Annotated in this window: 20 protein-coding genes; 9 read left to right on the forward strand and 11 right to left on the reverse strand. The window is 74.3% G+C overall.

All coding sequences use genetic code 11. The features are described from left to right. Positions 1-74 precede the first annotated feature (74 nt). On the forward strand, positions 75-683 hold the full coding sequence (mobA, locus tag DEF28_RS01650; protein ID WP_114396463.1) for a molybdenum cofactor guanylyltransferase: 609 nt from the start codon (positions 75-77) through the stop codon (positions 681-683). Positions 684-707: 24 nt separating this feature from the next. Here the strand turns inward: mobA and DEF28_RS01655 are convergent, their stop codons facing one another. Both DEF28_RS01655 and DEF28_RS01660 read right to left on the reverse strand, forming a co-directional pair. Next, entirely contained in the window at positions 708-1,298 is a 591-nt protein-coding gene (locus DEF28_RS01655) for an HD domain-containing protein (RefSeq protein ID WP_114396464.1), read from the reverse strand. A gap of 54 nt (positions 1,299-1,352) precedes the next feature. Beyond that, positions 1,353-1,577, reverse strand: a complete 225-nt coding sequence (locus tag DEF28_RS01660) for a hypothetical protein (RefSeq protein ID WP_114396485.1) — start codon at positions 1,575-1,577, stop codon at positions 1,353-1,355. A 520-nt stretch (positions 1,578-2,097) separates the two neighbouring features. Here DEF28_RS01660 and DEF28_RS01665 point away from each other — a divergent pair. Further along, the gene (locus tag DEF28_RS01665; protein WP_114396465.1) at positions 2,098-2,307 is read left to right on the forward strand and encodes a dodecin; all 210 of its coding nucleotides are present in this window, start codon (positions 2,098-2,100) and stop codon (positions 2,305-2,307) included. A 570-nt stretch (positions 2,308-2,877) separates the two neighbouring features. Here the strand turns inward: DEF28_RS01665 and DEF28_RS01670 are convergent. From DEF28_RS01670 to DEF28_RS01680, 3 genes are all read right to left on the reverse strand, one after another. After that, complete coding sequence (locus tag DEF28_RS01670; protein WP_233515031.1) at positions 2,878-4,296, reverse strand: metallopeptidase TldD-related protein; 1,419 nt, start codon at positions 4,294-4,296, stop codon at positions 2,878-2,880. A gap of 128 nt (positions 4,297-4,424) precedes the next feature. After that, positions 4,425-5,912, reverse strand: coding sequence for a TldD/PmbA family protein (locus DEF28_RS01675; RefSeq protein ID WP_181874212.1), 1,488 nt, complete (start codon positions 5,910-5,912; stop codon positions 4,425-4,427). Positions 5,913-5,977: 65 nt separating this feature from the next. Next, positions 5,978-6,733, reverse strand: coding sequence for a hypothetical protein (locus DEF28_RS01680; RefSeq protein WP_233515032.1), 756 nt, complete (start codon positions 6,731-6,733; stop codon positions 5,978-5,980). Between the two features lie 124 nt (positions 6,734-6,857). Here DEF28_RS01680 and DEF28_RS01685 point away from each other — a divergent pair, with 124 nt between their 5' ends. Both DEF28_RS01685 and DEF28_RS01690 read left to right on the forward strand, forming a co-directional pair. Continuing rightward, a complete protein-coding gene (locus tag DEF28_RS01685) occupies positions 6,858-7,412 on the forward strand; it encodes a beta-class carbonic anhydrase (protein WP_233515033.1) in 555 nt (184 codons plus the stop codon). Between the two features lie 802 nt (positions 7,413-8,214). After that, positions 8,215-8,805 carry a flavin reductase family protein gene (locus DEF28_RS01690; RefSeq protein ID WP_114396467.1) on the forward strand — a complete coding sequence of 197 codons (591 nt, stop codon included), beginning with the start codon at positions 8,215-8,217 and terminating at the stop codon, positions 8,803-8,805. Positions 8,806-8,833: 28 nt separating this feature from the next. Here the strand turns inward: DEF28_RS01690 and DEF28_RS01695 are convergent, their stop codons facing one another. After that, the gene (locus tag DEF28_RS01695) at positions 8,834-10,336 is read right to left on the reverse strand and encodes an LCP family protein (protein ID WP_114396468.1); all 1,503 of its coding nucleotides are present in this window, start codon (positions 10,334-10,336) and stop codon (positions 8,834-8,836) included. Positions 10,337-10,739: 403 nt separating this feature from the next. On the opposite strand from DEF28_RS01695, the gene DEF28_RS01700 reads away from it, so the two are divergent. The 3 genes from DEF28_RS01700 (at position 10,740) to DEF28_RS01710 (ending at position 13,461) form a co-directional block, all read left to right on the forward strand. Continuing rightward, on the forward strand, positions 10,740-11,669 hold the full coding sequence (locus DEF28_RS01700; protein ID WP_114396469.1) for an Lrp/AsnC family transcriptional regulator: 930 nt from the start codon (positions 10,740-10,742) through the stop codon (positions 11,667-11,669). A 77-nt stretch (positions 11,670-11,746) separates the two neighbouring features. Continuing rightward, a complete protein-coding gene (gene folP / locus DEF28_RS01705) occupies positions 11,747-12,589 on the forward strand; it encodes a dihydropteroate synthase (RefSeq protein ID WP_233515039.1) in 843 nt (280 codons plus the stop codon). Between the two features lie 206 nt (positions 12,590-12,795). Continuing rightward, the gene (locus DEF28_RS01710; protein WP_374058057.1) at positions 12,796-13,461 is read left to right on the forward strand and encodes an RraA family protein; all 666 of its coding nucleotides are present in this window, start codon (positions 12,796-12,798) and stop codon (positions 13,459-13,461) included. A gap of 33 nt (positions 13,462-13,494) precedes the next feature. On the opposite strand, the gene DEF28_RS01715 is transcribed toward DEF28_RS01710, so the two are convergent. Genes DEF28_RS01715 through DEF28_RS01725 form a run of 3 tightly spaced genes read right to left on the reverse strand, consistent with a single transcriptional unit; the run spans position 13,495 to position 16,164 of the window. Further along, the gene (locus DEF28_RS01715; RefSeq protein WP_114396471.1) at positions 13,495-14,493 is read right to left on the reverse strand and encodes an ABC transporter ATP-binding protein; all 999 of its coding nucleotides are present in this window, start codon (positions 14,491-14,493) and stop codon (positions 13,495-13,497) included. Positions 14,494-14,495: 2 nt separating this feature from the next. Beyond that, positions 14,496-15,308 carry an ABC transporter permease gene (locus DEF28_RS01720; RefSeq protein WP_233515040.1) on the reverse strand — a complete coding sequence of 271 codons (813 nt, stop codon included), beginning with the start codon at positions 15,306-15,308 and terminating at the stop codon, positions 14,496-14,498. A 55-nt stretch (positions 15,309-15,363) separates the two neighbouring features. Then, entirely contained in the window at positions 15,364-16,164 is an 801-nt protein-coding gene (locus DEF28_RS01725; RefSeq protein WP_233515034.1) for an ABC transporter permease, read from the reverse strand. A gap of 348 nt (positions 16,165-16,512) precedes the next feature. On the opposite strand from DEF28_RS01725, the gene DEF28_RS01730 reads away from it, so the two are divergent. Further along, the gene (locus DEF28_RS01730; RefSeq protein WP_114396473.1) at positions 16,513-17,226 is read left to right on the forward strand and encodes a TetR/AcrR family transcriptional regulator; all 714 of its coding nucleotides are present in this window, start codon (positions 16,513-16,515) and stop codon (positions 17,224-17,226) included. Between the two features lie 267 nt (positions 17,227-17,493). Here the strand turns inward: DEF28_RS01730 and DEF28_RS01735 are convergent, their stop codons facing one another. Beyond that, positions 17,494-18,171, reverse strand: coding sequence for a FadR/GntR family transcriptional regulator (locus DEF28_RS01735; protein ID WP_114396474.1), 678 nt, complete (start codon positions 18,169-18,171; stop codon positions 17,494-17,496). Positions 18,172-18,848: 677 nt separating this feature from the next. On the opposite strand from DEF28_RS01735, the gene DEF28_RS01740 reads away from it, so the two are divergent. Continuing rightward, positions 18,849-20,105, forward strand: coding sequence for an MFS transporter (locus DEF28_RS01740; protein ID WP_374058058.1), 1,257 nt, complete (start codon positions 18,849-18,851; stop codon positions 20,103-20,105). A 10-nt stretch (positions 20,106-20,115) separates the two neighbouring features. Here DEF28_RS01740 and DEF28_RS01745 read toward each other — a convergent pair whose 3' ends face one another. Then, complete coding sequence (locus tag DEF28_RS01745) at positions 20,116-20,970, reverse strand: CPBP family intramembrane glutamic endopeptidase (RefSeq protein ID WP_233515035.1); 855 nt, start codon at positions 20,968-20,970, stop codon at positions 20,116-20,118. Between the last annotated feature and the right edge of the window lie 170 nt (positions 20,971-21,140).

The following is a 21,140-nucleotide window of genomic DNA, read 5'->3' on the forward strand; positions in this document are numbered from 1 at the left end:
CGCACCGCCCCTGCGCTCCCCACGCGGCAGGGGCGGTGCCATGCTGACAGGGAGCGCCTGACCGGAGGTTCCGTATGACCCAGCCCGAACCCTTCGACGCCGTCGTCCTCGCGGGTGGAGCGGGCCGGCGTATGGGCGGGGTGGACAAACCCGCACTGCGCGTGGGAGGCAGTTCGCTCCTCGAACGCGTCGCCGCGGCCGTCCGCGACTCCCGGCGACTGGTCGTGGTCGGCCCGGCCCGGGAGCATCCGCCGGCCCGCTACGTCCGGGAGGACCCGCCCGGCGCCGGCCCCATCCCGGCCTTGCGCGCGGGCATGGCCGAGGTGGAGTCCCCGTGGTTCGCCCTCCTCGCCGGTGACCTGCCGTTCGTCACCCCGTCCGACATCACCCGGCTGCGGCTCGCGGCGCGCGGATACGCGGGGGCGGCGCTGCTCGACACCACCGGGCGCCCCCAGTGGTTACTCGGGGTGTGGCACACGGCCACGCTCCGCGCCGCGCTGGGCGGTTACACGGGCGCGTCGCTGCGCGGCCTGCTCAGCCCGCTGCGGCCCGCCCTGCTTGCCGCGCGCGATCCCGCGGACCGCTCCGCCTTCGACTGCGACACCCCGCAGGCGCTCGCCCAGGCCCGCGCCGCCTTCCGCGCCGCCGACCGCGATGGCGGCGGCCCGGCCGCCTCCCGCTAGCCGGGGTCCCGCGCGCCGGACAGCTCACCCCGCCACGGGGTGCCGGTTCTGGAACGCCAGTCGGCCGTCGGCCCCGGCGGCGATCGCGGTCAGGACGTCGTCCAGCCGGCCGAACACCTGCCACGGCTCGTGCCCCGGTTCCGCGAGGCGCTCGACCAGCAGCAGCTCCAGGTCATCGACCCGCTTCCCGCGCCAGACCTTGTCCGCCACGCTGACCAGCAGGTCCTCCACGGCGGTGTCCGGCAGCCGCCAGGCGGCGTGCGTCCGGGCGAACCGAGCGAGCCGCTCCTCCACACCGTGGGCACGCAGCAGCTCATACCCCGCCTGCTCGTGCGCGGAGCCGGGCCCGGACAGCTCGTCCACGTGGACGGCCTTGCCGATGTCGTGGACCGCCGCGCCGAACAGCACCGCCTCGCGGTCGACGGCCAGGTCCGGATACTCGCGGACCAGCGCGTCGGTGAGGTCGCGCGCCGCCGCGTGCACGGCACGCAGGTGCGCTGCCAGCCGGGGTGGCGCGGCCAGCTCCCACAGCAGCGCGGTCGCGCGCTCGGGGAGGGCCGGGAGCGGCGGGGGACCGGGGTCGGTCAGCGCGCGGCGCAGGGCGGCGGAGGGCACGTCGGCCAGCTTAGTCGTCCGAGTCCGGGGACGGTGCCGGCCGCCTGGCCGAGCTCAGCCCGTGAACTCGTCGAACGGTACGGTCTCCCGCAGAAAGCCGCGGAGCGTGAGAAAGTCGGCGAGATAGGCGCGGTGCTCGTCGCAGGCCAGCCAGGTCTTCCGGCGGTCGGGGGTGTGCACTTTCGGGTTGTTCCAGACGAGGACCCAACGCGCCGGCTGCCGGCAGCCTTTTCGTGAACAGAGCGGGAACTCGGTTTCGCCACCCTCGGCGTCGCCCATGCTGCCCTCGTGATCGTTGCCCATTGTTTACCCGCTGTCCGGCCGAGACCCGCCTACGGCAAGGAATGGTCAAGAAGGTTTCTCGCCCACAAAAAAGCGACGCCGGGTGGCTACGGGGGCAAACCACCCGACGTCGCGCACGGTGTTCCGACGGGGGCTCGAAACACCGGCTCTGCGCTTCGACGGGGGACCGAAGCGCTGATTCCCAATGTACACTGCCGATCCCCCGTATACGTCAAGAGTCTGTTACGACGTGATCTCGGGAGAGTCCCGCGCATTCGCCGCCATTGGTCCTGAACCGCCATCAATCCGGAGCTATCGCCGCGGATTCCGTGAAAATGCTGTGCCAAGAGCGGGTCGCACTGTGACCAATCGGTGGTCAAGATCGGTTTGCGCTCGTCAGAGGCCCCGAGTTCGCCGTCCGGCCTGGCCGGGAACGGCGAGGGGACGGCGGCGGGTGCCGTCGCGGGGCGCGCATCCAGGGGTGCGGCGTTCCGGTGTCCGGAACGGAGGGGCAGTCATGGCCGACCATGTCTACCGGGTGACCGAGATCGTCGGAAGTTCGCCGGACGGGGTGGAGAAAGCCATCCGCAACGGGATCGCGCGCGCCGCGGCGACCCTGCGCGAACTCGACTGGTTCGAGGTGACCGAAGTCCGCGGCAGCATCCAGGACGGCGAGATCGCGCACTTCCAGGTCGGGCTCAAGGTGGGGTTCCGTCTGGAGGAGTGACGGCCGCCGCGACCGTCGGGCGGCCGGTCTGGCAGTGGAGGAGGGGTCGCGCCGCGCACCCGCGCTGTGTTGCGCGGCGCGACCGCCACCGGCGCCGTACCCGCACAGACGGCGCCGGGACGTCCCCACCGGAGGCCAGTTTGGGGGAACGTCCACTCAGTATAACCTACTAAAGCAGTCGAAAAAACAGGTTTTCTCGGGCCAGGTTCCCTCAGCGGAGGCCGCCCGGCACAGCGGCCCGCTGCCGTCCGCCGCGCATAGCCGGGCTTGAGCCTGACCGGCATCCGGATGAGGCCCACCATTCCGCATATGTCCGCAGCGACGGCCACGTCCGGTGCTCCCCGCGCACGCGGGGATGGTCCGCACGTTGGTTCCGCTGCCGCGGCAGTCGGCAACCCCTCCGAGGACATTGCCGGCCGGCGCGCGAGGTCGCGCGTCGGCCGGTCGCGGTCGTCGTGCGTAGCCGGGGTAGCCGCCCCCGACGGCCGGCGCCGCTGCTGACGCAGTGGTGCCGGCCGTCGGCCGTCCCGGTGTGCGCCTGGGGCGGCGGGCCGGGGCGGTTCGGTTAGCTCAGGAGGCCTGGCTCACCGTGGACATGTTGAAGTCGGGCACCCGCACCGGCGGCATGGCCGTGCGTGGGAAGTACTGACCGAACTCCCGCGAGAGTGCCGGTACGCTCGCGCCGACCTCGCTCACCCGGGACAGGAGGCCGACCGGGGACTCGTTGAAGCGGAAGTTGTTGACCGCCCCGGTGACCTCGCCGTCCTCGACCAGGTAGACGCCGTCCCGGGTCAGACCGGTCTGCAGCATCGTCTGCGGGTCCACCTCGCGGATGTACCACAGGCAGGTCACCAGGAGCCCCCGCTCGGTGCCGGCCACCATGTCCGCGAGCGTGGCGGTGCCGCCGGCCCCTTCCAGGATGAGGTTGTCGATCTCGGGAGTGAGGGGCAGGCCGGTGAGGTCGGCGGAGTAGCGGGTCTGGCACAGCGCGGCCAGCCGGCCGTCGGCGATCCACTCCGAGCGGCCCAGCGGGACGCCGTTGTCGAAGGCGGTGACAGCGCGGCCGGGCGCGTCGGCCAGGACGAACGGGGCGCACTCCAGGCCGGGCTCGGCGGGGTCGCTGCGCAGCGTCAGTGGGAGCGGGGAGAGCCGCTCGCCGACCCGTGTGCCGCCGCCCGGAGCGGAGAAGGCCGTCCGCCCCTCGTGGGCGTCGCGCGCGCCGGCCCGCCAGTAGAGGCTGATCATCAGGTCGGCGACCGCCTCGGGCGGCAGGAGTGTCTCGTAGCGTCCGGCGGGGAGCTCCACCCGGCGCTGTGCCCAGCCGATGCGCCGGTCCAGCTCGGCCGCCAGCGCGTCCACGTCCACGTCGGTGAAGTCCCGGGTCGCCCGTCCCACCCACGTGGAGTGCCCGCCGGTCCCGCGCTCGGTGTCCCCCGACTTGGCGTTCAGCTCCAGGGATCCGGCGGGCTGGTCGTGGCGCAGCCGCAGTCCGGTGGAACTGCCGAGGAACGTGCTGGTGACCGTGTGCTCGGCGAAGCCGTACAGGCGGGTGCCGTTCGCGGCGCCGTGCCGGAACGCGCGACCGAGGTCGCGGGCGGTGTCGGTGAAGACCTCGATGCCGGTGGCGGGCACCGGGGCGTCCCAGTCGCCGCCGACCGGGCCGGCCGCCTCGGAGGTGAGGAGCGGCCGCCCCTCCTCCGAGGGCGCAGCCTCGGCGGAGGCCGCCTCGGCGGCGCGCACCAGGTCCGGCAGCTCGTCGTCGCGGAGCCCGCTGCGCCGCACCACGCCGACCGCGGTGCCGCGGTCGGCGTTGCGCAGCGCGATCACCGTGACCGAGCGGCCGCGGGTGACGCCGTTGGTGGTCAACGAGTTGCCGGCCCAGCGCAGGTTCGCCGTGCCGGTCTCACTCACCAGCACCATGGTGGCGTCGGCACGGGAGAGGTCGAGCGCGCGCTCGACGGTGGCCTGAGCGGACAGGGACTGGCTCACTGGGTATCCGTACCTCTCGGTGGCGCCGGCCGCGCCGGCGGCGGTGGGGTGGGCAGCCTTCGCGGCGGGTGAACGAAGGAGCGGGTCCGGGGTTGGCCCCGGACCGGCGCCGGGACCGTCCGGGCCGCTCACCGGCCGCCCTCCTGGAGGGTGTTGAGCACCCGGACGTTCTCGAACAGCGCGCTGGGGCAGCCGTGGCTGACCGCCGCGGTCTGCGAGGGCTGGCCCTTGCCGCACATGAACGACCCGCCCAGCACGTAGGTCTGCGGGCCGCCGAGCGCCGCCATGGAGTTCCAGAAGTCGGTAGTGGTGGCCTGGTAGGCGACGTCGCGCAGCTGGCCGGCCAGCCGGCCGTTCTCGATCCGGTAGAACCGCTGCCCGGTGAACTGGAAGTTGTAGCGCTGCATGTCGATCGACCAGCTGCGGTCGCCGACGACGTAGATACCGCGCTCGACCCCGCCGATCAGTCCGTCGGTCGAGGGCCCGGCCGGGTCCGCGGCCAGCGACACGTTGGCCATGCGCTGGATCGGCATGGTGGCGGGGGAGTCGGCGAACGCGCAGCCGTTGGACCGCTCGTGGCCGCGCAGTGCCGAGATGCGCCGGTCGCGCTGGTAGCCGACGAGGACCCCGTCGCGGACGAGGTCGAACGCGGAGGTCGCGACCCCCTCGTCGTCGTAGCCGATGCTGGCCAGCCCGTGCTCCACGGTGCGGTCACCGGTCACCTGCATGATCGGTGAACCGTAGCGGAGCGTGCCCAGCTGGTCGACGGTGGCGAACGTGGTGCCGGCGAAGGCCGCCTCGTAGCCGAGCGCCCGGTCGAGCTCCGTGGCGTGCCCGATGGACTCGTGGATGGTCAGCCACAGGTTGGTCGGGTCGATCACCAGGTCGTAGCGGCCGGGATCGACGCTCGGTGCGGCGAGCTTCTCCGCGAGCAGCTCGGGGAGCCCGGCCAGCTCCGCCTCGACGGTGGGCAGGTACTCGTACCCCCGGCCGGCCGGTGCCGCGAGCGTCCGCATGCTGTCCAGGAGCCCGTCCCGGGCGGCCACCACCTCGACCTCGGGCGCCACCCGGACGCGCTGCTGCGTGGTGACGGTGCCGGCGGTGTCGGCGTAGAACTTCTGCTCCTTCACCTGGGCGAGGGTCGCGTCGACGTGGTCGACCCTCGGGTCGGCCAGCAGCCGGCGGCTCCAGTCGGCCAGCAGCGCGGCCTTCTCGTGCACGGGCACGGTGAAGGGGTCGATGTCGTAGGCGGACACCCAGGAGGCGTCGCTGTGGGCGGGCTCGGCCGCGAGTTCGATGCGCTCGGTACTGAGCGCCGCAGCGACCTCGGCCACCCGTACGGCGCGCTCCGCGACCGCCGCCGCCGTGTCGGGGGTGAGTTCGGTGTCGGCCGCGAACCCCCAGGTGCCGTTGTGGACGACGCGGACGGCGAATCCCAGGGTCTCGGTGTCCACCGCGGTCTCGACCGTGCCGTCGGCCAGCCGCAGGCTCTGGCCGCGGACGCGTTCGAGGCGGAAGTCGGCGTGGTCGGCGCCGAGGTCGCGGGCGCGCTGCAGCGCCGCGTCGGCGAGCACGCGCAGGGGCAGGGCGAGGAAGTCGTGATCGATGTCAGGCACGAGTGGCAACGTAACGCGAACGGGGGCCGGCGGCCAGGGGCGGGGCACGCCGCGGCCGGCGGTGCTCAGCCGTCGCCGCCGCGCTGGACGTCGACGTGCACGTGGTCGCGGTGCTGCAGGATGTCGTTGTCGAAGTCCGCGGACCGGTAGTCGCGCCAGCCGCCCTGGGAGAACCGGGTGCTCCAGATGCGGTCGTCGAAGATGACCACGGCCAGGTCCAGCTCCTCGGCGTGGGCGACCAGCCAGTGCGCGAGCAGCCAGCCGGCCCGCCGGTTCTCCTCGTCCACCGGCCGGTAGAACACGTCGATCGCGCGTCCGTCGTAGTGCGCGGAGTCGGAACCGTGCCCGTCGGAGACGCCGCCCGGTTCGAAGCCGCCGAGGCTCTGCTCTCCGAACACCTCCGCCATGGCCGTGCGCACCCGCTCCGCCCGCGGGGTGAGCCCGGACTCCGTCAGCTCCTCGGCCGCGAGTCCGGTGGCGGGTGCCGCCCGGCAGCTCAGCACCGGGCCCGCGTCGTCCGCCGGCCCCTCCCGGAGCAGGTCGAGTACGGCCGGGTCGATCCCCGCGGTGTCGGCGCCGGCCGTCCCCGCCTCCGCCCCGCCTGCCTCCAGGGCTACCGCCGTGGTCGCCCGGCGCGCCTCGTCGAGGGTCAGGCCCACCGTGTCCGACCCGGTCCGCACGCCGCACTCCGGGCCCCACGGCAGCGCGGTCTGGTCCAGCCCGGACCGGTCCAGCAGCCACGGGCCGCCCACGTACCCGCCCGCCACGACGACCGCGGCGATCGCCGCCGTGCCCACCACTCCCCGCACCCAGGTCCGCATGGCAGTGACCCTACGAGACGCCCGGAGCACCCGGTGCCGCGCGTCCGGGCGCCGGTCCGGCGGATCCCGCTCCGACCAGGCGTGAAAGCGCAAAGCGCTGGGAAGGATACGGTGCGTCGTCAACGTGACCCCCCAGAAGGCGCCCATGAACTTCGTCGAGAACCTCCGCCGCAGCGCGCGGCAGTACACCGGCTACACCCGCCCCGCCTGCGACAAGGAGCAGGCCGTCCCGCGGTGCGAGCTCGCCGTCGTCACCTGCATGGACGCCCGGATCGACGTCTACGCGCTGCTGGGCCTGGAAGAGCGGCAGGCGCACGTCATCCGCAACGCGGGCGGCGTGGTGACGGCCGACGTGCGGCGCAGCCTCACCGTCAGCCAGCGGGAGCTGCGCACCCGGCGCATCCTGCTGATCCACCACACCTGCTGCGGTCTCAAGGGCGGGGACGACGACGAGTTCAAGGACCGCATCGAGCGCGAGGTCGGCATGCGCCCCGAGTGGGCGCTGGAGGCGTTCACCGACGAGGCCGAGGACGTCCGCCAGTCGGCGCGCCGGATCGCCGCCGATCCCTTCATCCCGCACAAGAACGAGATCTACGGATTCGTCCTCGACGTCGACGCCCGCGAGTTGCGGCCGGTCGACCTCGACGTCCGGCGGCGCGACGAGGTGCCCGTGGGCTGAGGCGCGGCGCCACCGCGCGCACACCTGAGCGCCATGCCCGTCCGGCCGCCGGGAACACCGCCCGGCGGCCGGACCGGCGCGCCCCCGGTGCGGCGGGGATATCCGAATTCGGTGGACAGTGCCATTTTTGCCATTTGCCGTAAAGCTCGGAAATGTGGAACGCGTGGCCGGAAGCGGACGATCATGTTCTTCCGGAATTCCGGTCCGCGCGGGGCCCTGTCGGGAAAATGCGTCCATGGTGAAACGCGGAAACGCTGGCAGGGCCTGGAGGTACCTCCCCTTCGCGGTGGCGCTGCTGGGGTGGGCGAACCCGCAGGTCGCTCCGGCCGTGGTCGTCGCCATGGCGGGCCTCGCCGCCTTCTCCTTCTTCTTCCAGGTCCCGCTTCCGTGCGGTGCCGCGAATCGGAGGGCGGGCGAGGCGTGCCGGAACAATGGATCGGGGCTGCTGCTCGGTGCCATTTTGAACACCACCGGTATCAGAAGCTCGCAATGCTCTTCCGTGTCACGCGGTGGCGCGAACTAGCGGAGGTGATCTGGTCCAATTGGCGCCGCGCGTCCGTCGCCGTCGCCGAGCTCGCCACCGTCGCCGCGTTGGTCGTCGCGCTGATCGGCCTCGTCCTCGCGTGACCTGCCGGGCGTGTTCCGGAGCCGGAGCCCCGCGCCCGCCACGTTCCGGCGGTGCCCCGAGAGGGGGGTACCGCACGCCCGCGCCGGGAATACCCGTGGAACGGGTGTGGCTGTCTTCGGGGGAGGACCAGGAGTCGAAGGCGGAGGACGGAGGCGCGCAGTGCGCGGATGGCCGATGGCCGGAACGAGAGGGACGGGGCGGACCGGGGCGGACGGCGCGGCGCCGCACCGGACGCCGGAGGAGGCGGCGGGACCCGCGGAGCCGGCGGGCCGCGCGCACGCCGACGTCAACGTGCCCCCCGACGTGTTCCGGCGGGTGCTCGGGGCACACGCGGCCGGGGTGGTCGTGGTGACCGCGGACCCGGCGGAGGGCCCGGTGGGGCTGACGGCCACGTCCTTCACCAGCGTGAGCCTCGACCCGCCGCTGGTCTCCTTCTACATCGACGCCCGGTCCGGTTCCTGGCCGGGCGTCCGCGATTCGCGGACGTTCGCGGTCAACCTCCTGCACGAGCACCAGCGCGACGTCGCCGCCCGGTTCGCCGCGCGCGGCGTCGACCGCTTCGCCGCTCCCACCCGGTGGTTCCGCGGGCCTGGCGGGGTGCCGCTGCTGCACGGCGCCGTCGGCCACGTGCGCTGCCTGCGCCACGACGTGCTCGCCGTGGGCGACCACTGGCTCGTGGTGGGGCGGGTCGTCGGCGCGGAGACCGGCGACGACGGCCGCCCGCTGCTGTACCACCGCAGCCGCTACGGCCGCTTCGAGGCGTGAGCCCCGGACCGCACGGGCAGCCGCCCGGTCAGGGGCAGAGGGCGTCGAGCGACGTGGCCTCGTCGCCGACCTGGCGGCCGGGCGTGGTGGGGGACGGCTCGGGCAGGCCCGTGTACTCCTGCCACTCGGTGCTCCCGTCCTCCGGTGCGGACGGCGACGGAGCGGGGGAGCCCTCCGGGGACGGCAGCGCGTCCATCTCCTCGGAGCCGTCGGCCGACTGGGCGTCCTCCTGCTCCTGGATGGCGTCCGCCACCATGTCGCGGATCTCCTCCCAGTCGGGGTAGGCGGTGTTCACCTGCGGCGGCGACAGCTGGAGGGTGCGCATGGTGCCGTCGCCGACGAGCTCGGCCAGGTCCACGAAGTGCATGACCCTCGACTGCGGGATGTCGGTCTTGAGGGTCCGCTTGGTGGCTCCGGCGAGGTCCTGGAAGCCGGCGAGGATCCGCCCGGGGTCGGCCTGCTCGGCGACGTACTTGATCAGGCAGCCCTGCCGGCCCATCCGGGTGTAGTCGTCGCTGTTGACCCGGCTCCGGCCGTACCAGAGGGCCTCGTAGCCGTTGAGGTGGCGCATGCCGGGCTCCAGCACGTCGCCTTCGATCCCGTAGGGGATGGGCTCCTCGATGTGGACGTCGATGCCGCCGATGGCGTCGATGAGGTCCTGGAAGCCGCGCATGTCCACGAGCGCGTAGTGGTCGATGTCGACGCCGATGGCGTAGCCGATGGTCCGGCGCAGCGTGTCGGCCGCGGGGTCCTCGGCCACGGGGTCGATGGCGAGCGCGGCGGGGTCGTCGGCCACCGTCTGGTAGACCTCGTTCAGCAGGTCGTCGAACCCGTGCGGCTCCGGGTAGCGCTCGGCGAGCGCGGTCCCCTCGGGGAACGGCACGTTCTCCAGGTTGCGGGGCAGGCCCACCAGCACCACGTCGCCGTACTCGACGTCGATGCTCGCGACCATCATGGAGTCCGTGCGCATGCCGTACCGGTTATCCCCGGCGTCCCCGCCGAGCAGCAGCACGTTGACCCGGTCCCGGCCCTCCCAGGGGTCGGCGGCGTCGACCGGGCGCGTCGGCTCGGGGCCGAACACCGAGGACAGCGCGTCGTAGGCGGTGTGCGCGGTGCGCATCACCGCGGCCGCGGGGGCGGCGACCACCACGCACAGGGCGGTGACCACGAGCGCGGCCGTCCAGCGCCCGGCCCAGTGCGCCCGCGGCGGCCGGGTGATGACGTAGGAGTGCACGACCACCGTCATCCACAGCACGCACAGCGCGAAGGCGGTGGCCCCGGCGCCGATCAGCCAGCTCTCCTGCACCACGTAGCGCATGCTCCGCCGCAGGTCGCCGCCCAGGTGCAGGGCCGCGGCGGTGAGCGCGGCGAGGACCAGCAGGTAGCAGCCGAGGATGAGCCCGCCGGACCAGCGGCGTCCCATACGCAGGTGGGCGATGCCCGGAACCGGCACTGAGGCGGCCGTCCAGAGCAGCGCGCGCCAGGTGCTGCGCGGACGCTCCCGCCGTCGCTGGGCCCGTTCCTCGGCCATGGGCTGCCCCTTCCGCTCCCGCTGATCCCCCAAGGCGGCCCCGGCCGCGCCGGGTCCCCCGCCGGGCGATGGGCGTCCCGGGCGGGCCGTCCGCTGCGCGGTGCGCGGACCGGGGTCCACTACCGCGCAGGTGCGCCAATGATGCGTACACCAGTGTCGCGCTTTGTCGGAGTTGTTCGAACTGTACCCTTCCGTCCGCCAGCCGGAACGCCTCCGGAGCCCCGCCAGGTATGGGGGGTTGTGACATTGGATGTCGGATTCCCCGACCATAGTGGTTCAAAGTCGGGGTTGTTTCTTTCGCGATCAGTAGTTAACAGCCGCGACAACTGCCATGATCTGGCCGGAGGAGGGGGCGGCACCCGGGGGGACATGGGTGCCGTCATGGGATGGAAAGGCATTCAACGTGCTCGATGCGGTCGATGCGGCGCTTGTCAGGGCGCTGCAGGGGGACGGTAGAGCGACGTACCAGGCACTGGCGGACGGCGTGGGCCTGTCCCGGACGGCGGTCCGGGCGAGGGTGCGGCACCTCATCGGCGCCGGAGCCATCCGGATCGTGGGAGTCCTGCACGCCGGCGTCATGGGGATGGAGGTTTTCGGTCACATATCGTTCCGGATTTCCGGACCCGTCCGGCCGGTCATGGAGGCGCTGACCCGCCGGGAGGCGGTGACGTTCGCCGCCCTCACCGCCGGCCGGTTCCCGGCGGTGGCGCACGTCCGGGTCGGCGGGGACGCAGCCCTGGCGGCGGAGCTCACCGTGCTGCGCGGACTGCCCGGCGTGGCGGGCGCGGAGGTGTTCCGGGCCGGCGCGATCGTCAAGGACGCCTACTCCAGCGTCCGCGCGCTGCGCGAGGTCTCCATCGACCCGCTGGACTGGCGGCTCATCCGCCACCTGCAGCGCGACGGCCGGGCGTCCTACGCCGAACTCGCCCGGAACGTGGGGCTCTCCCAGGCCGCGGCGCGGTCGCGGGTGGTCCGGCTGATCGACGCCGGCGTGGTGCACGTCACGGCCCTCATCGAGCCGTCGGCCGTGGGCGCGAACGAGCACCTCGGGTTCGGCCTGCGCTGCCGGGGCGACGCCGAGGCGATCGCGACGCGGCTCGCCGCGCTGCCGGGGGTGTCCTTCGTGACCACCGGTTTCGGCCGCTACGACATCGTCGGCAGTGCGACCGCCACCGACCGCCCGACCCTCGTGGAGGCGCTGGAGGCCGTCCGCGGCTGCCCCGACATCTCCTACGTGGAGAGCTGGGAGCACCTCTCGGTGGTGAAGGAGCGGCACCAGGTGGACGCGGCCGGCGCGCGGGAGACCGGGACGCCGCGCGAGGGGGACACGTGAGGGGCGGCGGCCGGCCGCCGGGCGGACCGACGGCCCGCACCGCGCGCGGAGCGGACCCCTCGAACGCGCCGGGCGGCGTGCTGCGGCTGCGCGGCCGGACGTTCGGCCCGGGCGCGCACGCCGTGATGGCGGTGGTCAACCGGACTCCCGACTCCTTCTACGACCGCGGCGCCACGTTCGCCTTCGACGCGGCCCTGGACGCCTCCGCCGCGGCGCTGCGCGACGGCGCCGACATCATCGACGTGGGCGGGGTCAAGGCCGGCTACGGCGCCCGGGTCGACACCGAAGAGGAGATCCGCCGGGTGGTGCCGTTCGTGGCCGAGCTGCGCCGCCGACACCCCGGCGCCCTCATCTCGGTCGACACCTGGCGGGCCGAGGTCGGCCGCGCCTGCGCCGAGGTCGGCGTCGACCTGATCAACGACACCTGGGCCGGGGCTGATCCGGACCTGGCCAGGGTGGCCGCGGAGTACGACATCGGGCTGGTGTGCAGCCACAGCGGCGGACTCGCTCCGCGCACCGATCCGCACCGCGTGGCCTACACCGACGTGCTCGCCGACGTGCGCAGCACCGTGGTCGGCCTCGCCGAGCGGGCGGTGGCCCTGGGCGTGCGGCCGGACCGGGTGCTGGTCGACCCCACGCACGACTTCGGCAAGAACACCTACCACTCGCTCGAACTCACCCGGCGGCTGGGCGAGCTGGCCGCCACCGGCTGGCCGGTGCTCGTCGCGGTGTCGAACAAGGACTTCATCGGCGAGACCCTCGACCTGCCGGTGGCCGACCGGGCGGCGGGCACGCTGGCCGTCCTCGCGGTCTCCGCGTGGGAGGGCGCGCGGGTGTTCCGGGTGCACGACGCGGGGGCGGCCCGGACGGCGCTGGAGGCGGTGGCGGCCCTGCGCGGCGGCACCCCCGCGCGGGAGTGATGGCACGCCCGTAACGTTTTCGGGTTTTTCGGAGCCCGACGGCTTGCGCCGCCTCGAAGTTACCCGTGAGTATTGAGGGGTCGGGCCGCGCCGGGGACCCCGCCCCTCGCCGCCCGTCCGGCCGACGCGGTGCGCCGCCAGGCCCGGGCGCCCGTCGGGGCGGACCGCGGCCCGCCCGGCGCGGAACGCACAGTGGGAGGCTTCACGTGGCGCTTGCGGACACCTTGACGGCCGTGGGGACGGCGGCGCTGGCCCGCTCCGGCGGCCGGCCGCTCGGACCGCACCTCTTCCCGGTGTGGCCGGGCGCCCGCTTCGCGGCCCAGGCGCTCCCGGTCCGCTGCGTCGCGGGCGACAACCTCGCCGTCCACGTCGCCGTGGCGCAGGCGGCACCGCGGACGGCGCTGGTCGTGGACGTCGCGGGCGAGCCGGACTACGGCTACGTCGACGGCATCATCGCGGTCGCCGCCCGCGTGCGCGGCATCACCGGCATCATCGTCGACGGCTGCGTCCGCGACGTCGCCGCCGTCGCACGCTGCGGGCTCCCCCTCGTCGCATCCGGGGTCTCGGTCCGCGAACCCGGTCGCGACGCCGGGGGAGCGGTCGGCGCGGAGGTGCTGGTGGCAGGCGACCCGCTGCCCGTCCCCGTGCGCCGCGGCGACTGGGTGGTGGCCGACGACGACGGCGCGGTCTGCCTCCCGCGCGCCCGGGTGACCCCGATCGCCGCCGCCGCGCTCGACGCGGTCTCCCGTGAGCAGGAGGTCCTCGACGCGCTGTCCGCCGGCCGGAGCACCCTGGACGTGCTCAACCTCGACCCGTCCCGGGTGGCCGGCTGGGAGGGGAGCACCCTGCCCTCCGCCGGCCGGACCGGCTGAGGGCGCCGCGTACCGGCCACCGGCTCCCGCCGCTCAGCCGGCCGAGAGCTCCCGCGCCGCGCCCTCGCGGCGGTACAGCCGCGCCACCACGTCCTCGATGTCCGGTTCGTTCAGGGTGAGGTCGGCGATCGCGTAGTGGTGGGAGACGTCGGCGATCACCGCGGCCGGGTTCCCGTCCAGCTCCAGCCACTGCCGGGTGCCCCGCACCCGCACCGTCCGAGCCCCCGGCACCTCGATGGGCTCCGACGGCGCGGCGAGGTCCACCACGAGGGTGCGGGGCGACGGCGCGCCGTCGCGCAGCGCGGCGAGGTCGCCGTCGAAGGCCAGGCTGCCGTGGTCGATGACGATCACCCGGCGGCACAGGCGTTCGACGTCGCCCAGGTCGTGGGTGGTGAGCAGGATGGTGGTGCCGCGCTCGGCGTTCAGCCGCAGCAGGAACTCCCGGATCGTGGACTTGCTGACCACGTCCAGTCCGATCGTCGGCTCGTCCAGCACGAGCAGCGCGGGATCGTGCAGCAGCGCGGCGGTGAGGTCGCCGCGCATGCGCTGCCCGAGGCTGAGCTGGCGCACCGGGGTGGCCAGGAACGGGCCGAGTTCGAGGAGCTCGGTCAGCTCGGCCAGTCGGCGCGCGTGGTCGCGCGCCGGCACCCGGTACATGTGCCGGGTGAGGGCGAGGCTGTCCCGCAGCGGGAGGTCCCACCACAGCGTCGTCCGCTGGCCGAACACCACCCCCATCCGGGCCGCCAGCCGGGTGCGCTGCCGCGACGGCTCCAGCCCGGTGACCCGCAGCCGGCCCGCGCTCGGGCTCAGGATCCCGGTCAGCATCTTCATGGTGGTGCTCTTGCCCGCGCCGTTCGGACCGAGGTACCCGACGATCTCGCCCGCCGTGACCTGGAAGGAGACGTCGCGCACGGCCGTCACGGTGCGCCGCCGGCGCCGGAACAGCGGCCCCTCGGAGCGGGTGAAGGTGCGGCCGATTCCGTCGGCGTCGATGATGGGGGCCCCGCCGCTCGCGGGGGTGCGTGCCGTCATGATCAGCTCCCGGTGGATCGGTAGTGCCGCAACCCGGTGCGCCAGACCAGCGCCGCCACCGCGACCGCGGCGGCGGCCACCGCCGGCGACGCGTACCGCAGCCAGTCGGGCATGCCGAGCGGGTCGGGTCGGTCGAGGATGTACAGGGCCGGCTGCCAGCTCACGAACGCGAGCGGGACCAGGTAGGTCACCGCGCGCACCACGTCGCGCCCGTAGATGGCGAGGGGGTACTCGGTGAGGGCCCAGCCGCCGTTGGTCACCGAGCTGACGAGTTCGCGGGCGTCGGTGAGGAGGAACTGCACGCTGGCCGCGGTCACCCACAGGGAGCCGCAGATGAGGGCCCCGCAGCCGATCAGCAGCGGGACCATGAGCACCCGTTCCGGGGTCCACGCGATGTCGAGCACGCTCAGCGCGTAGCCCAGGGCCGCCGCGCTCGGCACGGTCCGCCCCAGCCGGCGCGGTGAGAACTCCTCGGTGGCGATCTGCACCAGTGGCGAGACGGGCCGGATCAGGACCGTGTCGAGGCTGCCGCGCCGGATGTGCTCGCCGAGCCGGTCCACCGTCCCGATGAGGAGGTGCGCCGTCGAGAAGGCCGTGCCGGTGAGCCCGTAGAAGAGCATCGCCTCGTCCAGGGTGAAGCCGCCCAGCCGGCCGGCGTGGCCGAACACGATCACCACCGCCAGCAGTTCGACCGCCGTGGTGCACGCCTGGGCGAAGGTGAGCATCGCCAGGGAGACCGGGTACTGCGCGAGCGCCCGGGTCCACGCCCAGGCCAGCCGCGGATACGCCGTCACCGAGCGGGGACGCCGGTCCAGGACGGCCGGTTCCCACGCGGCACGGCCGCCGGCCGCCGGTCCGGGGGAGGTGCGCTCAGCCACCCTGGACCACCACCCGGCGGGTGGCGCGGGCGGTCAGCACCGCGCCGAGGGCCAGCAGCGCGGCAGCCCACGCGGCCTGGAAGCACAGTCCGCCCAGCGTGCTGCCGCCGGGCAGGCTGTCCTTGCCGAGCAGGATCTCGGCCGGCACCTGGACCAGCGACGCCCAGGGCAGCACGCGCAGGACGCCGGCCAGCGCCTCCGGGAACAGGGTCAGGGGCAGCAGGTGGCCCGCGCAGAAGGGGGCCAGCAGGAACACCACCGCGTGCACACCGCGGGTGTCCATCAGCCAGAAGCCGGCCAGCGCGTACAGGTAGCGCAGCGCGAAGCCCACGAGGACGGCCAGGGCGAACGCCGCCGCCACCGCCACCCAGCGCAGCGGGTCCGCCGGCAGTGCCAGTTCGAAGGCGGCCATCCCCACCGCGAAGGTCGGCACGCTGCGGAAGACCGTGCTGAACGCGGCCCGGCCCAGGTCGGTGGCGAGCCACCAGAGCACCGGGTGCACCGGCCGGAGCAGGTCGACCGCCACCTCGCCGGTGCGGATCCGCTCGCTGAGATCGAGCGGCGGGCCGAAGATGGCGATCGGCCCGATGACCGCCTGCGCCACGAAGACCTGCGTGACCGCGTCGGTGGCGTCGTAGCCGTTGATCTGCGGCCGCGCCTCGAAGAGCGCGAGCAGCACCATCGCGTTGATCAGGCCGAACACACTGTTGGTGACGACGCCGGCGAAGGTGGCCGCGCGGTAGGTGGAATACCGGCGCACGGCACAGCCGAACGCCGTGAGATAGACCCGCACCGTGCCAGGACTCCTTGGAGGACCGAACAGAGAAGAGGCACGGCCCTGCGTGCGGCAGGTCCGGGGCGCCGCGAGGGAAAACCCCCGGCAGAACATAGCACAGGCCCCCCACTGGTCGCGGGTACAGAACGGGCGGTGTGCCCGGAGCTGTCCGGGGAGGTCCGGATCCGTGGCCGGAACGGGCCGAACCGCCGCTGATTTACCAGTACCGCCGGACGTGGGAGGCGGCGTGGCGGCAGACTTTGCGCGGACATCGGGCCGAGGACGGGCATCCCGGGCCGTGCCGGGCACGGCTGTGGGGCCGGCGGAGCCGGGGGAGGCCGCACCGTCCGCCCAGGGGAGGAAGACATGCAGGAGATCGCGCCGCGCCGGGAGGCGGCGCAGGAGGCGGAGCACGTGCTCGTGCCGGCTCCGGAAGGCGGGGAGCGGACCGAACCGCCGCCCGCGGCCGAGCCCCGGTCCGCCGGGCTCTCGGCCCGCGGCCGCGCGACGCGCGACCGGCTCGTGGCGGCGGCCCGCGCCGGGATCATCGCCGGGGACGGCACCCTGGAGGTGGCCGACATCGCCGCCCGCACCGGGACCTCGGTGGGACTGCTCTACCGCTACTTCGGCAGCAAGGACGGCCTGGTGTCGGAGGTGGTCAACGAGTTCTACGACAGCTACGACGCGGTGGCGTTCCGCGCCGCCGCGCGCGCCGGGGAGAGGGGCGGCTGGCTGGCGACCGAGTACCAGCGCATCCGCCGGGAGATCGACTTCCTCTGCGACCACCAGCTCGCCCGGGTGATCGTCGGGCGCCGGCTCCGCGAGCCGGCCGCCGCGCAGGTCGACGCGGCCCGGCTCGCCGGCCAAGTGGACGTCGCGGCCGGCAGCATCGCCCGCGCCCAGCACGGGGGCGAACTGGCCGCCGACATCCGGCCGCGCTTCGCCGCCGCCGCGATCCTGGGCGCGTTCCGTGAACTGATGGCCCAGGCCCTGAGCCGGGAGTGCCCGCCGCCCCGCCAGGAGCTGCTCGACGTCATGTGGCGGACCAGCACCAGCCTGCTGCTCCCGACCCGGGGGTAGCCGCCGGCGCGGCGCGCGGCACACTGCCGGGGAGGGGGCGGGACCGCTGATCGGGCGCGCCGGACCGTCCGGCCGCGTGGTGACAGCGGCGCGGGAGCGGAGGGCGGCGGCGGTCCCCGGCGTCCTTGGCAGCGCGCCCGGCGTCCGCCCGGTCGGCGGTGTCCTGGAAGCGGCGCAGGTGGTCCGGGCCGGACCTCGCCGCGCTCGTCAGAACCGGGGGCGGGCCGGGGACGCGCCACACCGGCGGGGCCGCGGAAAGCCGGCCGCTCAGTCCTCGGCCTGGGCGATCAGCTCGTCCAGGTAGCAGGCCGCCTCGCGCAGGGCGCGCTCGGGGTCGCCCTCGCGGATGGCCTCGGCGAGGCCGCCGTGCTCGATGCCCTCGTCCTGGCCGGGCTCGTCCAGCGCGGAGTGCGCGATGCTGTCGTAGACCACCTGGGCGATGTCGTCGTAGAGCTCGATGAGCAGCGGATTGTGCGTGGCGTTGACGACCGCGCGGTGGAACGCGAAGTCCTCCTCGACGAACGCGCCGAGCTCGCGCTGCCGCCAGGCGGCCTCCCGGCGCCGGAGCGTCGCGTCGATCTCGGAGAGGTCCGCCTCGGTGTGCCGCAGCGCGGCCAGCCGGGCGGCCTCCATCTCCAGCGCGCGGCGCACCTCCAGGTTCTCGCGCAGCCGCGAGCGCTCCAGGCGGCGCCGCAGCGCCCCGCCGAGCTCGCTGGAGGCCCGCACGAAGGTTCCGGCGCCCTGGCGGATCTCCAGCAGGCCGGCGTGCGCGAGCGCCCGGACGGCCTCGCGTACCGTGTTGCGGCCCACCTCCAGCTGGTCCGACAACTCCGACTCGGTGGGGATGCGGTCGCCGACACCCCACTCACCCGAGTCGATCTGCGCCCGGAGCTGGGTGATGACCTGGTCGACAAGTCCGGTTCGTCGGGTCGAGGCGAGGGGCACGCGGTTACCTCCTGAAGGTGACGGCCACTCCGGCGGCCCGTGCGAGGTGCGGTCGGTTAAGGCGGGAGCTTAGACCAGTCCGGCCCTGTGCATGGTGCCGCATAATCAATGCGTTACCCAAGCGGCGCCCGCGACGGGAGCCGTCGGGCCCCGGGCCCCGGGGGTCCAGGCGCCACCGTCCTCCTCCGGGTGCCGGTGCGGCCGCGCGTCCGGTGCCGCTACCGTGCGGGGCCGGTCCGTCCCGCGTCGGCGGCGCCGTGGCAGATCCCCCGCGCCATGGCGCGAGTAGCCGTCCACGGTCCCGCGCGGGGTGCGGACGTGCCCGCCCGGTGAGGTCCCCCCTGGTGCACCGGGTGGGACGGCGTCCGCTCCGCGCCCGCCCGGGCCCCGGCGCTGCGGTCCGCGCCGTCCGCTGCCTCGGGGCTGCCCCGGTCTCCGCGCACGGCCGCCGGAAGGGGGTAACCCGAGGGCCACCGGATGCGGAGGCGGGCGCGCGGCCGGGCCCATGCCCGGCCGGCGTCGTCTCGCGGGGGCCGGTCCCCGCGGGCTCGCTCCGGTCGCCAGGGGGCCGAACCGAGCGAACCGGCCGCCGCGCCCGGCCAGGTACGGGATGCGTTAGGCTCGTGGAGGTATATCCGATCATCCCATGTGTGGCTGCTGGAGGCGCAGGCGTGTCCGTGACGACGACGCAGAAGGCCGGGGACGCACGGCGGTCGGCACGGGGTGACGGGGAGCGGCACCCCCGGCGCGTGGTGTGGCTGCTGGTCGCCGGGGTCGGCCTGGCCGCGATCAACCTGCGGACGGCGGTCACGAGCCTCGGCCCGCTGCTCAGCGAGGTGACCGGCTCCCTGGGCATGTCCGGCACGCTCGCCGGGCTGCTCACGACGCTGCCGGTCCTGTGCTTCGCGGCCTTCGGCGCCTGCACCCCCGCGCTCATCCGCCGGTTCGGTGAGCACCACGTACTGCTGGCGGCGCTGTGCGCGCTCACGCTCGGCCTGGGCACCCGGGTGCTCGTGGACAACGCCTGGGCGTTCCTCGCGCTGAGCGCCCTGGCGCTGTCGGGCGGCGCCGTGGGCAACGTGCTGCTGCCCACCCTCGTGAAGCAGCACTTCCCCAGCCGCGTCGGGGCGATGACCACCCTCTACACCACCGCGCTCGCTGTGGGCACCACCGCGGCGGCGGCCGGCACCGTCCCGATCCACCAGGCCACCGGCGGCGAGTGGCGGATCGCCCTCGGCTGCTACGCGGTGCTGGGCGTGCTCGCTGCCCTGCCGTGGCTGGCCGCGCTGCGGCACGAGCCGCCCCGGCCGGCCGCCGGATCGGCCCTGGGCATCGGGCGGGTGCTGCGCACGGCCATGGGCTGGCAGAGCGTGCTGTACTTCGGCACCCAGTCGACGATCGCCTACGTGCTGTTCGGCTGGTTCGCGGAGCTGCTCCGCGACAGCGGGATGAGCCCGGGCGCGGCCGGCCTCGCGCTGTCCTACCTCACGGCACTGGCGATCCCCACCTCGCTGGTCCTGCCGGGCCTGATGGCACGGGTGCGCGACCACCGGGGCTTCATGGGCGTCTTCTTCGTGTGCTACCTGGTGGGCTTCACCGGGCTGTGGCTGCGGCCGGTCGAATGCGTGTGGGTGTGGACGACGCTGATCGGCATCGGCATGGCGACGTTCCCGCTCGCCCTCACCATGTTCGCGGTCCGCACGCGCACCGCGCCGGCCACGGCGGCGATGTCGGCGGTCAGCCAGAGCCTCGGCTACCTCATGGCGGGTGCCGGCCCGTTCCTGTTCGGCCTGCTGCACGACCTCACCGGGTCCTGGCACGCGCCCCTGGCCATGCTCGTGGTGATCGCCGCGGCGAACTTCGCCGTGGGCCTGCTCCTGGGCCGCGACCGCCACCTGGAGGACCAGCCGGCCCTGCGCGGCGCCGCCGGCTGACCGCCCGGGGCTACGCGCCCGGCAGCCAGTCCACCCGGCCGACCAGGTAGACCGAGCCGACGAAGGCGACGATGTCGATGAGCGCGTGCGCCACCACCAGCGGCATCACCCGGCCGTACCGGTGGTAGAACCAGCTGAACACCAGGCCCATCACGATGTTGCCGAAGAACATCCCGACGCCCTGGTACAGGTGGTAGGTGCCGCGCAGCAGCGACCCCGCGAGCGCGGCCCGCACCGGTGACCAGCCGAGCTGGTCGAGGCGCAGCATGAGGTAGCCGACCACGATCACCTCCTCCAGCACCCCGTTCTTCACGGCCTGCAGGACGAGCACCGGGAGCTGCCACCAGTTCTCGTTCAGCGAGCTGGGCGCCACCGTGACCGTCAGACCCAGCCGCCAGGACACCAGGTAGACCACGAGCCCGCCCGCGCCGATGAGCGCGGCCAGCCCGGCGCCGCCCAGCAGGTCGAAACCGGGGCGGCGCAGGTCGAAGCCGATGTCGCGCGCCGACTCCCCGCTCCTGCGCAGCAGGTACAGCACCAGCACGACGGGGGCGAAGGCGAACACCAGCGAGTACAGCTGCCGCGACAGGTCGAGCCAGGGGCGGGCCGCGTCGGCCTGCGGGCGCACCAGGTTGGCGGTCTGCTCGGCGAGCGACGCGGAGGCGGTGATCGACCCGGTGAACGAGATCACCGCCGAGACCGCGGCCGCGCCGAGCGACAGCGCGAGGACGCAGAGGATCTCGCCGCGGAGCAGGCCCGAGGTGAGCGGCACGGCGGTCGGCGGCTCCGACGCCGCCCCCGCCGGCGGCACGGCCCGCGGGGCGTGGTCGGCGGGCGGAGAGGGCTGGGGACTGGACTCGGCCATGTCGCAGATCATCTCACCGCGCGCGGCGCGGCGGCGCGGCCGGTCCCGGCGGCGCCGGGGCGCGCGGCCGTGCACGGCCGCGCACGGGCGGCCGCCGCCCTCGCGGGTGACACGGTGACCGCGAGGCCGGCGGCCGGTCGCGGCGGCCCGCCCCGCCCCAGCCACGAAAG

This window comes from Marinitenerispora sediminis (assembly GCF_003336425.1).
Classification (GTDB): domain Bacteria; phylum Actinomycetota; class Actinomycetes; order Streptosporangiales; family Streptosporangiaceae; genus Marinitenerispora; species Marinitenerispora sediminis.